Below are 12,114 nucleotides of genomic sequence, written 5' to 3' on the forward strand. Positions count from 1 at the left end.
GATTCCTCGAGCACCATCTGAAGAACGTGTGATGGCCTTGGTTCACGACGCCTCAGCCGCTCCGTCGATGCACAACGCGCAGCCGTGGCACTTCGACTACTTCCAGGGCAGCCGCACCTTCCACGTCCGAGCTGATTTCGGCCGTGGCTTGCCGCACGCCGACCCCGACACCCGCGGCCTCCACCTCGGCTGCGCCGCCGCCCTGATGAACCTGCGGGTCGCGGCCGTTCAAGGGGGCTGGTATCCGGCGACTCGCCTGCTGCCCGACCCCGCCGACCGGGCGCTGCTCGCGGCCGTGCGGCTGGCCGACACCGGAAGCGGTGAGAAGGACCTCGCCACGCTGTATCCGGCGATTCACGAGAGGCACACCAGCCGCTTCCCGTTCGAGGAGACGGAGATCTCCCAGGCCGTACGCGCGGCGCTCGCCGTCGCCGCCCACCGTGAGGGAGCCGTACTGACCTTCCCCACCTCATGGCATCTGCAGCAGGTGCTGGAACTGATCGAGGAGGCCGAGGCCCGCAATCGGACGGACGAGGAAAGCGACGCGGACCTGGCGGCCTGGACCAGCATTGACGGCTCGTCCGGGACCACGGCTCCTGAGGGGGTCCCGGAGTACGCCTTCGGACCGCGTAAACGCGGTGGCAAGGCCCCGATGCGGGACTTCGCCGGAACCAGGCCGGTGACGGGACGTGGCGCGACCGAGTTCGAGAGGTCTCCCCAACTGGCCCTTCTCAGCACCGTAGAGGACCGCCCTGAGGACTGGCTGCGTGCCGGTCAGGCGATGGAACGCGTACTGCTGGTGGCCACCCTCGAAGGCCTGTCCAGTTCCTTCGCCACCCAGGCCCTGGAGTGGACCGACCTGCGGTGGCCGATGCGCGACCCGGTAGCGGGGAGTGGCCGCGTACAGATGGTGCTGCGCCTCGGATACGGGCCCGAGGGGCCCCGTACACCGCGCCGCCCGGTGCCGGACGTACTCGACATCCGGCCGTGACGGGCCAGGGCGCCGCCACTCAGTGCGCGGCACCGTCGTCGTGGCCGGGGGCGTTCTCCATGTCGCGCCTCGGACCCGTCATCGAGCGTCTTCGGGCCCGGTGGGTGTGGCGGACGCGCCGGTGAGGTGGGACTCGACGTCCACGACGCCCTCCACGGCACGGATGAGGCGAGCGGCGACCGAGACGAGCGAGGTGTCGTGGATCTGGCCGCGTAGGGTGACGACCCCCTCGCGTACGTTCACGTGGATGGCGTGGCTGAACGCGGGGAAGAGGTAGGCGATCACCGTGCGGCGGACCTCCTCCTCGATCTGCTCGTCCGGTCGCAGGAACACCTTCAGCAGATCGGCGCGGCTGACGATGCCCTGCAGCATGCCCTCGCCATCGATCACAGGGAGCCGCTTGACGTGTCTCACAGCCATGATGCGCGCGGCCTGCGCCAGGGTGGCGTCGGAATGCACCGTGATGGCGGGGGTGCTCATGAGTTCCTCCGCGGTCAACCCACCTGCCTTGGCGACGTCGGGCAGGCGTTGCCGCTGCTCGTAGAGGCCCATGTCCCCCTCGTGGAACTCCTCCTTGGGCAGCAGGTCGGCCTCGGAGACGACCCCGATGACACGTCCCTCACCTTCCAGAACGGGCAGGGCGCTGACTCTCCACTGCTCCATGGTCCGGACGATTTCCTTGAACTGAGCGTTGCGCCCGACGGCCACCACCGTCTGAGTCATCACATCGCTCACGATGTGCGGGGTCTCCGGCATCTCGGACCTCCTCGTCTCCGCTCCGCCTTGTTCAGGGCATCGGGCCGGCGCCGTAGGGCGCGTACAGGTCGAGCAGCCGTACACGAGTGGCCCTGAGGCGGTCGGCGATCACACCGGCGACATAGGTGTACAGCGCCTGGTTCAGCACGGGGTCCTTCCCGCACATCTCCATGACCGCCGACGCGTCGAACTCGTAGGCACGTACCGGGCTGGCGGCCTCGGCCCCCAGGTGCCAGCGCCGGGGCGGGATCAGCCAGGACCACCCCAGCAGCTCTCCCTGCTCCAGCGTCGCGATGACCGCGGCGCGCCGTCCCGGCACGTGAAGATCCAGAGCGACCGTGCCGGTGCGGATGATCCAGAAGCGGTCGGCTTTCCCGCCCTCGTCGAATACGCGCTCGCCCGTCTCGAAGGACACCTCATGGGCGAGCGACATGAGCTGATCGCGATGATCCTTGAGCAGAGCGCCGAAAACGCCGGTCCTCGCAGCCACCATGGCCTTCCCTTCTCCCGGGCCGAACTCGAGAGGGACTTGGTGCCCGGACTTGGTGCCCTCGCCCCCGGACGTCTCGCCATGCGGCCCGCCGGTGTTCGAAGGTGAGATTCGGCGGCGTCCACTCGCGTCGGCCGCGGGTACTCATCGCTCCGTTCCTCGTGGCCGTATCCCCACCATCGCCGCAAATCGGTACTGCGGCACCTGGGGTCGAGGTCCCACTACAGGGGCGATCCACCTGTCGCGGTGAGCCCTGGGCGGTGCGACGGTATTCATGGGGGTGCTCTCGAAGGCCGGAAGGAAGGCGGTGGGGACGATGGAGCTCCCGCTGGTCGTGGGGGTCGACGGGTCGGATTCCAGTCTTCAGGCTGTCGACTGGGCAGCGGACGAGGCGGCACGTCACGGTCTGCCCTTGCGCCTGGTGTACGCCTCCCTGTGGGAGCGCTACGAGGGAGGCCGCCCGTCCTTCGGGACCGACCGTCCCGCCGAACAGGTCATGGCGGAGCACATCGTCGCGTCCAGCGCGGAACGCGCCCAGCGGCGTCGGCCGGAGGTGAAGGTGTCGGGCGAGGTACTGCCGGACGACGCCGTGTCCGCGCTGCTGGGGGCGGGGCACGAGGCACGCGCCCTGGTCACCGGCTCCCGTGGCCGCAGCGAGCTCACCGGGCTGCTGCTGGGGTCGGTCGGCCTCACGGTCGCGGCCCGCGCCGTGTGCCCGGTCGTCGTGGTCCGTGGCTCGGAGCAGGGCCGGCGGGGGACCTTCGGGCGAGTGGTGGTCGGAGTCGGCGACCCGACCGAGGGCTCGGGCGCCGTACGGTTCGCCTTCCGCGAGGCCGAGGCGCGCGGCTGCGCCGTCGAGGCCGTACGGGCCTGGCGCCGCCCGGCACATGAGCACCCGGACCACCCCCTCCTCACGGACGGCACACATGCGTACGAGGAACGGGCTTCGGCCGCCCTCACGGACGCGCTGCGCGAGGCCGTACGGGATCATCCCGGCGTCGACGTGGACCGCCGGCCGGTCGAAGGCTCCGCCCACAAGGTCCTCCTGGCCGCATCGGCCCGCGCCGACCTGATGGTCGTCGGTGCCCTACGGCGACAAGGCCACTTCGGTCTGCAGCTCGGCAGGGTCGCGCACGTCCTGCTCCATCACTCCGAGTGCCCGGTCGCCGTGGTCCCCCAGCGAGCCTGACCGCCGATGTGCCGGGCGCGCTCCTGTTCCGTCTGATGGAGGAAGGGGTGAGGGCGGCGGATGCCGGAGTGGATCTGGGAGTACGAGGGGTACGACCCCGCTGCCGAACGCCTGCGGGAATCGCTGTGCACGCTCGGCAACGGCTACTTCGCCACCCGTGGGGCGGTGCCCGAGAGCAGGGCGGGCCTGACGCACTACCCCGGGACCTACGCGGCCGGGTGCTACAACCGCCTGGAGTCGACCGTGGCCGGGCGGCAGGTGGCGAACGAGGACCTGGTCAATCTCCCGAACTGGCTGCTCCTGAGGTTCCGTCCGCGTTCCGCCCGGGGAACGGCGGGCCCGTGGTTCTCCCCGGACACCAGCGCCCTCCTCGACCACCGGCACACTCTCGATACGCGCCGGGCCACGCTGACCCGCACGTTCCGCTACCGGGACGACGAGGCCGGTGTGCTTGGCGTGGAACAGATCCGCCTGGTGCACATGGCCGACCCCCACCTGGCCGCGCTGCGGACCGTCTTCACCGCCGAGGACTGGTCGGGGAAGATCGAGATCGATTCCGCCCTCGACGGCGACGTGATCAATGCCAACGTGCACCGCTACCGGTCCCTCAACCGAGGCCACCTGGTGCGGGTACGGACAGGGGCGGCCGGCACCGACACGGTGTGGCTGCGCTGTCGCACCAGCAGCTCCGACATCGGCATCGCCATGGCGGCCCGGACCGTCGTCACCGGACAGCCTCCGGACTCGTCGGAGCTCCGTCCCGCTCGGCACCGAGCCGCCCACCGCCTGGTGATCCCGATCGCTCCGGGCCGCCCCGTCGTCGTGGACAAGACCGTGGCGCTGCACACCTCCCGCGACACGGCGATCGGCAACCCCCTCGAAGCGGCGGTCGACCGGGTCTCCGCCGCCCCGGACTTCCCTGCCCTCATGGACTCCCACGTCGCCGCGTGGGCACGCCTGTGGCGGCGCGCGGACATCCGGGTACCCGGCCAGGCCGGCCGCGTCCTGCGCCTGCATCTGTTCCACGTGCTGCAGACGCTGTCACCGAACACCGCGGACCTCGACGTGGGCGTACCGGCCCGAGGGCTGCACGGAGAGGCCTACCGCGGCCATGTCTTCTGGGACGAGCTGTTCGTGCTGCCGTATCTGAACCTGCACTTCCCGGAAGTCTCCCGGGCACTGCTGACCTACCGTCACCGACGTCTCCCGCAGGCTTGCCGGGCGGCCGCGCGGGCGGGCAGGGCCGGGGCCATGTATCCGTGGCAGAGCGGCAGCGACGGTCGCGAGGAGACCCAGCAGCTGCATCTCAACCCCCGCTCCGGGCGCTGGCTGCCGGACCACTCCCGGCTCCAGCACCACGTGGGCTCGGCGATCGCCTACAACGTGTGGCAGTACTGCGAGGCCACCGGCGACACCGAATTCCTGCACACCAAGGGCGCGGAGATGCTGCTGCAGGTCGCCCGCTTCTGGGCGGACACGGCGGTGTTCGACCCCGAGTCGGGTCGCTACCGCATCCGTGGAGTGGTCGGCCCCGACGAGTACCACGACAGCTACCCGGGTGCCGCGCGGCCCGGTCTGGACGACAACACGTACACCAACGTCACCGCCGCCTGGGTCCTCGGCCGCGCCCTGGAACTTCTGCGGCGCCTTCCGGCATGGCGTCGGCAGGAACTGGTCGAGCGCATGCGGCTGGGCGACGAACTCCCGAAGTGGGAGGAGGTGTCGCGGCGGTTGCGGGTGCCCCACCACCAGGGTGTCATCAGCCAGTTCGACGGCTACGGTGACCTCGCCGAGCTGGACTGGGACGCCTACCGCGAGCGGTACGACAGCATCCGGCGCCTCGACCGGATCCTCGAGGCGGAGGGCGACACGGTCAACCGGTACCAGGCATCCAAACAGGCCGACGTCCTCATGCTCGGCTACCTCTTCTCGCCCGTCGAGCTCCAGCGGCTCTTCCACCGTCTCGGGTACGGACTGGACGACGAGCTCTGGAACAGGACCGTCGACTACTACCTGCGACGCACCAGCCATGGCTCCACACTCAGCGGCCTAGTCCATGGGTGGGTCCTCGCACGGGTCAGACGGGCCGAGGCGTGGAAGTACTGCCAGGAGGCCCTTGAGGCGGACATCGCAGACCTCCAGGGCGGCACGACCGGCGAAGGCATCCACCTCGGCGTCATGGCCGGCACCGTTGACCTGGTCCAACGAGGCCTGACCGGTCTGGAGACCCGCGAGGACGCGCTGTGGCTGGACCCTGTGCCCCTTCCGACGCTCTCCGAGTACGGATTCTCGCTGTGCTACCGCGGGCACTGGGGTGTCGCCGTACAGCTGCGGAGCGGCCGCCTGCGGATCGACGTGCCCGACTCGGAGGAATCACCGATCCGCGTGGTACTGCCCGACCGGGCGGTCACCATCGCACCGGGGGAGACCTGCGCACTCGTGCTGCCGACGAGTTGATCCGTCCGACGGGGCGAAGTGGGTGAGGGCCCGGTGTGCCCGGTGCCCGGACGTCGGCCGCCCCACGCTTTCTGGCCGCGCCGCTGGACATCACCGTGCTGCGCGGATGTACCCGCCCTGGTCCGGGCCACGGGAAGCGGGGACCGTCATCGCCGCTCGCCGGACCCCCGCACCACGGCGACCGGGCAGTGCGCGTGGTGCAGCATGGCCTGGCTGACCGATCCCAGGAGCAACCCGGCGAAACCACCCCGCCCCCGGGCGCCGACGACCAGAAGCTGCGCGGTGCCGCTTGCTTCGATCAATGCCTCACGGGTGCCGCCGCGCAGCACTCTGCGCTCGACCAGGACACCCGGGTACCGCTCCTGATGGCCCGCGAGTGCCTCGGCCAGGAGGCGCTCCTCTCTCTCGGTGAGCGTGCCGGGCTCGTTCGCGTACGGCTTGGAGGGGTCCTGCGGCGGAGACATCGGCGCGTTCCACGGAGTCCAGGCGTGCACGGCGACCATGCCCACCGCGCGCTGCACGGCCTCGGCGAAGGCGAAATCGACTGCTCTCTCGCCGGCCGGGGAACCGTCGACCCCCAGTACGACCGGCCCGGCGGGATCCTGCTGCTCCCGGACCACCAGCACCGGGCACCGGGCGTGAGCCGCCAGGTGCACCGCCGTGGACCCCGCCAGCAGCCCGACGAATCCGCCCATGCCACGGGATCCGACGACTACCAGCTCCGCGGCACGAGACTGCGCCTCCAGCGCGGTGAGCGGCTCACCGTTCACCACGGCAGGGGTGACGTCCACCTCCGGCGCCACCGTCCGGGCGCGCGCCACCGCCTCGGCCACCAGACGCTCGATATCGACCATGTTCCGCAGCGCGCTCTCGGGTGTGCCCAGCGGCGACGGATCCAACGGCACATGCGTCGCGGGCCAGACGAACGCATGCACCAGGCGCAGTCCCGCCCCGCGCCACCGGGCCTCCCGGGCCGCCGTCTCGACCGCGGCAAGACTTGACGTCGAGCCATCCACACCCACTACCACCAGACCGCTCACCGCGCCTCCCTCGGTCAACACTCCTCGTCCCAAGCCTCACCCCGGCGATGCACCGCTGCCACAGGGAGCGAGCGGCCGTCGTCCGGGACCGGCGTCTCCCGTCCCCGCGGGAACAGGACCGGGGCGGGAATTCACGACGCCGACCGGCGCTCGGGACAGAGTGCACGCAGCCTTGCGGAGAGGAGGGAGGTCGCGGCCCTGGGGTCCGCCCGGTGACCGCATGGAGCATCGGTGGACCCGCGCCACGCCAGAAGTGATTCGCCGGACTTCTCCCGCTTCTCGAACCCTCGGCGAACGCGCCGACTGGCCCCAGCCGGACCGAAACGGTCAGACGGCATCGACGCGGTCCACGACATCGACCACGTCCTCGATGTCCCGCAGCGATTCGAGGAGGCGCGCGGCGAGTGCCTCGTCCAGTCTCCCCGTCAGAGTCACCACGCCGTTCTCGACCGTCACCTCGGCAGTGGCGGGAACCGGCGACTGCCGCCGGAGCACCGACTCGGCCTCCGCACGGATGTCGGCGTCGTCGCGCATCAGGGCTCGCAGCAGGTCGGCCCGGCTCACCACACCGACCAGCCGGCCCTGCTGGTCCGCGACGGGGAGCCGCTTCAGCCGTGCGTGCGCCGCCGTCCAGGCGGCGTCCGCCACCGGCTGCCCCGGCCGTACGGTGACCGGTGGGAAGGTCATGAGAGTGGCCGCCGTGTCACCGTGGCTCTTCTCGTAGAGCCGGTGCTGCCGGAACCTGCCGACCGGGCTGTGCCGGTGGGGTTCGGCCATCACGGCGGCCTTGGCGAGCAGGTCGGACTCCGAGACCACGCCGATCACGTGGTCCTCGGCGTCGATCACCGGCAAGGCGCTCACGTGCTCGCGGGAGAGCGTGTGGGCGACATCGAGGAACGGCATGTCGCCGGGGACGGCGGCCGCGGGCACCCGCATGACGTCGCGCACACAGAGCTCACCCGGCTCTCGGGCAGGGGGCCGGCGTTCCGGGGAAGTGGACGACTTGGGGTCCTCCGGAGCCACGGGCCGTTCGGCGGCTCTGGTGGCCGCTGCGGTGGCGACGGCGCCGAGATAACGCCGCAGTGCGTCCTGGCGCGGCTCCTCGCGCGGTGTCCAGGGACGGCCCGGTGTGGTGTGGCGGGCCTCATCGGCGGCGGCGCGGTGTTCGACGTCACTCACGACAACCTCCACAACGGCGGTGCCCCCACCTTCCCCCTCAGTGTCGCACCGGCCGCACCGGCCTGCCCGAGGCCGCGTGGCCGCGCACAGGGCCGGCGAGCCGGGCGCGGCAGGACATCCGTCTCCGTAGCAGGGAGACTGGGAGGAAGACTTGGGGGCGAGCGACCGTGAGGAGAACTCATGGTGGGTTTCCGGGACTTCCTGACACGGTTCCGCCCGGCGGCCGCGCCCGGTCGCGCCGCACCGGGAGGTGTTCCGGCCGACCGCTCCGCAGAGCTCGCGGCGGAGCTCGGACCTCCGCTCGCCCTGCTCGAAGACGTACAGACGGAAGCGGAGGCGATACGCGAGCGGGCCGAGCAGGATGCCACGCGGACGCGGCGCGAGGCCGAGCGGCAGGCCGCGGAGATCATCATGGCCGCGCGGGAGGGCGCACCTGCCGTACGGGCCCGCAGCGCGGACGGTGTCGTTCGCGAGGCAGAGGAAGAGGCGGCGGAGTTGCACACCGCAGCCGGGGCGGAGGCCGCCGCCGTACGGAAGCGGGCAGTGACCCGGATGCCCGCACTCGTCGACCGTGTGTCCGCACTGGTGAACGACGACCTGACCGCTCTGAAGGCGGCGACGGACGAACCCCCGGGCGGGCCGGACGCGAGCCCCGCTCCCGACGGTGGCCCACGCGGGGAAGGCAACCCCTGATGGGCTCGGCACGCGTGGCCGGTGTGACCCGGGCACGGGCCCTGCGCACCAGACGTCTGGGCGCGGACGGTGTCCGGGAGGTCGCCGCGTGCCGGACGCTCGACGACGCGCTGCACTACCTGACGGCCACCGCCTACCGCCACGACGTCACGCCGGGCGGCTCCCTGGCCGAAGCGCAGCGGGCGGTGACGGCGACCTTGCTGTGGCATCTGCGGATCCTCGCCGGCTGGCAGTCGGCGGACGGTGCCGGCGCCGTTCGCGCACTCGCCGCGGGTTTCGAGATCTCCAACGCCGAAGGGCATCTGCGGACGCTGGTCGAGCCGGACCCGGATCAGGGCGTGGCCACCGCGCCGGACCGAGAGCGGCGCGACGGGAACCCCCCGTATCCGGACTCCCTCTCTCCGGGCAGGCGTTCGCCGCCCGCCCCCTACCGCCTGGGCGCGCTGGCGACCGCATGGGCCCGGCTCGTCGCCACCCGCTCACCGTCCGAGACGCGCTCCGTGCTGGCGTCCTCCCTCTGGGGCGACCCGGGCGGCGATTCTCCCGCTGCTGTCGCCACCGGCATGCGTGTCTCAGCGGCTGTGCGTCTCGCCGCCGCCGTGCCCGAGGCCGCGCGCTGGGCGGCGGGCCGGCTCGCCCTTCTGGTCGGGCGGGAGCGGTTCGTCGTCGAACGGGCCGTCCCGGAGGTCTCGGTCCTGCGGGCCGCCCGACTGCTCGGCCCCCGAGCGGTACGGGCCCAGGCGTACGCCGAGTTCCGGCAGGCGCTGCTGCCGCCCGCGAGATGGGCGCTGGAGGGCACCACGGAGGCGGCGGACCTGTGGCGGGCGGAAGCACGGTGGTGGACGGAACTCGACCGGGACGGCCGCGAACTGCTGAGCCGCTCCCGCTTCGGCTCCGCACCGGTGGTGGGGGCCGTCGCGGTGCTGTCCGCCGACGCCTGGCACACACGCGCCGCGTTGGAACTGGCCTCCCGGGGCGGCGGACCGGTGGACCGGCTCGCGGAGGTGCTCGGTGCTCCGGGTTGAGGGGGCGGCCCCCGTCCGTATGCGCAGGGTGGCCCTCCTGGCGCCGTACGAGGCGCTGAGGGACACCCTGGTGCGGATCGCCGAGGCCGGCTGTGTCGAGATCGACCGTGGCGAAGACGGCGGGCCCGGCACCCGAGGACCGGCGGCACTCCGGATCCAGAGGCTGCGCGCGGACCCGGCGGACGCCGTCCTCAGCGCCTGCCCTCCCGACCTCGACGCCCTGGAGCGTGACGGGCGGCTGGACCTGCTGGCCGGCGAGGCACAGTTGGAGGGACGTCTCAGCTCCGCGGTCCGGCGCGGGCACGTCGCGGCACTCGCCGGATGGTGCCCTGCGGCCGAGGTGGGCGCGCTGGGGCGGAACATCGCCTCCGTGGGCGGCTCACTGATGCCGCTGCGCACCCCACGCGGTACCGACCCGCCGACCCTGCTGATCGGCTCGGCGAAGCCGAGCGGCCCCGCTGAGCCCAGGTCGCTCACCACCCGCGACGCGGGGGCTCCCACGACATCCCCCGGCACACCGCTCCCGCCCGCACGACCCGCGTCGGCCGACGCGGTTCGTGCGGCTGGTGCAGGCGCGGCCGACGTGGGTGAAACGTCCCCCGCCACCACGGCTCCCGGGGTGATCTCCGGCCCGGGACACGCGCTGCCTGCCGGGGCGGCCCCGGGCGCGGCCGGTCCGGGTGTGCCGGCCACTCCCGGCACAGCACCTCCGTCCGCCCCGGCCGCGACCGGGCGGGGCGGCGCACCGCTGTCGACTGTCGCCGGACACGCCTCCGCGACCTCCCGCGCCTCGGCTCCGGCCGCCGGGTCGGCCCGTGGCACCGACGGGCTCGACGGTGCCGGTGCGGCACGTGCCCCGGGCGAACTGCGCCGCTCCTTCACCTCGCTGGTCAGGACCTACGGGACCGTGCCCTACGCCGATCTCGACCCGACCATGCCGGCCGGGATCGTCTACGTGGTGATGTTCGGGCTGATGTTCGGCGACGCCGGACACGGGCTGCTGCTGCTCGCCGTCGCCCTGCTGCTGCGCGCGGGGCGGCCCCGCCGGGCGTCGGCGCTGCGCCCGCTGTGGCCCTTCGTGGCGGGCGCCGGGGTGGCCGGCACCCTGGCGGGGGTGGCGTACGGCGAGTTCTTCGGCCCGACCGGCGTACTGCCCGTGCTGTGGCTGGACCCGCTGGACGACCCCATGCGGCTGCTGGGCGCCGCGGTCGGGTTCGGGGCCGTGCTGCTCGCCGTCTCGTACGGCGCGGGGACCGTGAACCGCTGGCGGGAGCACGGCCCGGCGTCCGCCCTGTACGCGACCACCGGTATCGCCGGTGCGACGCTCTACCTCGGTCTGGTCCTGATCGCCGGGTACGTCTGGCTGCACGGTCCGGCATACGCGGCGGTGGGCATCATCGTCGCGGTCACCGGTCTGGTGTTGTCCGGCTCGGGGCTGTACGCGGCCACGGGAGGTGGCCCCGGTGGCGTCGCGCAGACCGCAGTCCAGCTCTTCGACACGGTCGTCCGGATCGGTTCCAACGTCCTGTCCTTCGCCCGGCTGGCGGCCTTCGGCCTCACCCATGCCGCGCTCGGGTCGATCGTGTGGGACGGCACGACGGCGCTGGCGGGCGGCGGACCGGTCGCCGTCGCGGCGGCCGTGCTCGTGTTCCTGGCCGGCAATGCCCTGACCTTCGCGCTGGAGGCGCTGATCGCCGGAGTCCAGGCACTCCGGCTGGAGTTCTACGAGCTGTTCTCCCGGGTCTTCGCAGGCGAGGGCCGTCCCTTCCGCCCCTGGCACCTGCCCGTAGAGCGCACCGAACCCACCCTCACCGAAGCGGCGAGCCCGCCCTTCACGGCGTGCGGGGTAGGCGGAGCGAGCAAGGAGGAAGCGTGATCACGTGGCTCATCACCCTGCCCGTCATCGCGGCGGTCTGTGTCGCCGTACGTCTGCTGCTGCGGCGCTCCGGTCGGGCGGCCCTGTGGTCGATGATCGCCGCAGACGTCCTGCTGCTGGTGGGAGCGGCCGTCCTGCTGGCCGTGGCGCTCGGCGGCGGCCAGGCGGCGGCCGCGAGCACGGCGGCCGCGCAGGACTCCGGCTCCGGCTCCGCCGCCTTGATCGGGGCGGCCATCGCGGTGGCGGGGGCATCGATCGGGGCTGCGATCGCCGTCGCCTACACCGGCGCCGCGGCGCTGGCCGCGCTCAGCGAGCGGCCCGAACTCTTCGGCCGCGCGATGGTCATCGTCGGTCTCGCCGAGGGCATCGCCATCTATGGACTCGTCGTCGCGATCATTCTCATCGGGAAGGCGTGACC

The 12,114-nt window shown here is 72.4% G+C and carries 11 protein-coding genes; 7 read left to right on the forward strand and 4 right to left on the reverse strand.

Annotated features, from left to right (window positions below; translation table 11 throughout):
* Window positions 1-31: 31 nt before the first annotated feature.
* Window positions 32-991 (forward strand): nitroreductase family protein, encoded by a 960-nt coding sequence (locus tag OG622_RS45930; protein WP_256960257.1) that lies wholly within the window; start codon window positions 32-34, stop codon window positions 989-991.
* A gap of 78 nt (window positions 992-1,069) precedes the next feature.
* Here OG622_RS45930 and OG622_RS45935 read toward each other — a convergent pair whose 3' ends face one another.
* Both OG622_RS45935 and OG622_RS45940 read right to left on the reverse strand, forming a co-directional pair.
* A complete protein-coding gene (locus OG622_RS45935; RefSeq protein ID WP_371583040.1) occupies window positions 1,070-1,747 on the reverse strand; it encodes a CBS domain-containing protein in 678 nt (225 codons plus the stop codon).
* A 31-nt stretch (window positions 1,748-1,778) separates the two neighbouring features.
* On the reverse strand, window positions 1,779-2,240 hold the full coding sequence (locus OG622_RS45940; protein ID WP_371583041.1) for a cyclic nucleotide-binding domain-containing protein: 462 nt from the start codon (window positions 2,238-2,240) through the stop codon (window positions 1,779-1,781).
* Between the two features lie 313 nt (window positions 2,241-2,553).
* Here OG622_RS45940 and OG622_RS45945 point away from each other — a divergent pair, with 313 nt between their 5' ends.
* Window positions 2,554-3,426 carry a universal stress protein gene (locus tag OG622_RS45945; protein WP_086747205.1) on the forward strand — a complete coding sequence of 291 codons (873 nt, stop codon included), beginning with the start codon at window positions 2,554-2,556 and terminating at the stop codon, window positions 3,424-3,426.
* 60 nt (window positions 3,427-3,486) lie between these two features.
* Window positions 3,487-5,883, forward strand: a complete 2,397-nt coding sequence (locus OG622_RS45950; RefSeq protein WP_086747206.1) for a glycoside hydrolase family 65 protein — start codon at window positions 3,487-3,489, stop codon at window positions 5,881-5,883.
* Window positions 5,884-6,029: 146 nt separating this feature from the next.
* On the opposite strand, the gene OG622_RS45955 is transcribed toward OG622_RS45950, so the two are convergent.
* The gene (locus tag OG622_RS45955; protein ID WP_086747208.1) at window positions 6,030-6,923 is read right to left on the reverse strand and encodes a universal stress protein; all 894 of its coding nucleotides are present in this window, start codon (window positions 6,921-6,923) and stop codon (window positions 6,030-6,032) included.
* A gap of 327 nt (window positions 6,924-7,250) precedes the next feature.
* Window positions 7,251-8,102, reverse strand: a complete 852-nt coding sequence (locus OG622_RS45960; RefSeq protein ID WP_086747207.1) for a CBS domain-containing protein — start codon at window positions 8,100-8,102, stop codon at window positions 7,251-7,253.
* A gap of 180 nt (window positions 8,103-8,282) precedes the next feature.
* Between OG622_RS45960 and OG622_RS45965 the strand changes: the two genes are divergently transcribed.
* The 4 genes from OG622_RS45965 to OG622_RS45980 are packed head-to-tail and all read left to right on the forward strand — an operon-like array spanning window position 8,283 to window position 12,112.
* On the forward strand, window positions 8,283-8,795 hold the full coding sequence (locus OG622_RS45965) for a hypothetical protein (protein WP_179200853.1): 513 nt from the start codon (window positions 8,283-8,285) through the stop codon (window positions 8,793-8,795).
* Window positions 8,795-9,820, forward strand: coding sequence for a hypothetical protein (locus tag OG622_RS45970; RefSeq protein ID WP_319066155.1), 1,026 nt, complete (start codon window positions 8,795-8,797; stop codon window positions 9,818-9,820). Before OG622_RS45965 ends, OG622_RS45970 begins: the two co-directional genes overlap by 1 nt.
* Window positions 9,807-11,696, forward strand: coding sequence for a V-type ATPase 116kDa subunit family protein (locus tag OG622_RS45975; RefSeq protein WP_256960880.1), 1,890 nt, complete (start codon window positions 9,807-9,809; stop codon window positions 11,694-11,696). The genes OG622_RS45970 and OG622_RS45975 overlap by 14 nt, the downstream gene beginning before the upstream one ends.
* Window positions 11,693-12,112 (forward strand): ATP synthase subunit C, encoded by a 420-nt coding sequence (locus OG622_RS45980; RefSeq protein ID WP_086751947.1) that lies wholly within the window; start codon window positions 11,693-11,695, stop codon window positions 12,110-12,112. Before OG622_RS45975 ends, OG622_RS45980 begins: the two co-directional genes overlap by 4 nt.
* Window positions 12,113-12,114 lie beyond the last annotated feature (2 nt).

The organism is Streptomyces sp. NBC_01314 (assembly GCF_041435215.1).
Classification (GTDB): Bacteria; Actinomycetota; Actinomycetes; order Streptomycetales; family Streptomycetaceae; genus Streptomyces.

Excerpts from the sequence above, each read along its gene's own strand:
- OG622_RS45970 (WP_319066155.1), top strand. The coding sequence starts at position 8,795 with ATGGGCTCGGCACGCGTGGCCGGTGTGACCCGGGCACGGGCCCTGCGC.
- OG622_RS45940 (WP_371583041.1), bottom strand. The coding sequence starts at position 2,240 with ATGGTGGCTGCGAGGACCGGCGTTTTCGGCGCTCTGCTCAAGGATCAT.
- OG622_RS45965 (WP_179200853.1), top strand. The coding sequence starts at position 8,283 with ATGGTGGGTTTCCGGGACTTCCTGACACGGTTCCGCCCGGCGGCCGCG.
- OG622_RS45945 (WP_086747205.1), top strand. The coding sequence starts at position 2,554 with ATGGAGCTCCCGCTGGTCGTGGGGGTCGACGGGTCGGATTCCAGTCTT.
- OG622_RS45930 (WP_256960257.1), top strand. The coding sequence starts at position 32 with ATGGCCTTGGTTCACGACGCCTCAGCCGCTCCGTCGATGCACAACGCG.
- OG622_RS45950 (WP_086747206.1), top strand. The coding sequence starts at position 3,487 with ATGCCGGAGTGGATCTGGGAGTACGAGGGGTACGACCCCGCTGCCGAA.
- OG622_RS45935 (WP_371583040.1), bottom strand. The coding sequence starts at position 1,747 with ATGCCGGAGACCCCGCACATCGTGAGCGATGTGATGACTCAGACGGTG.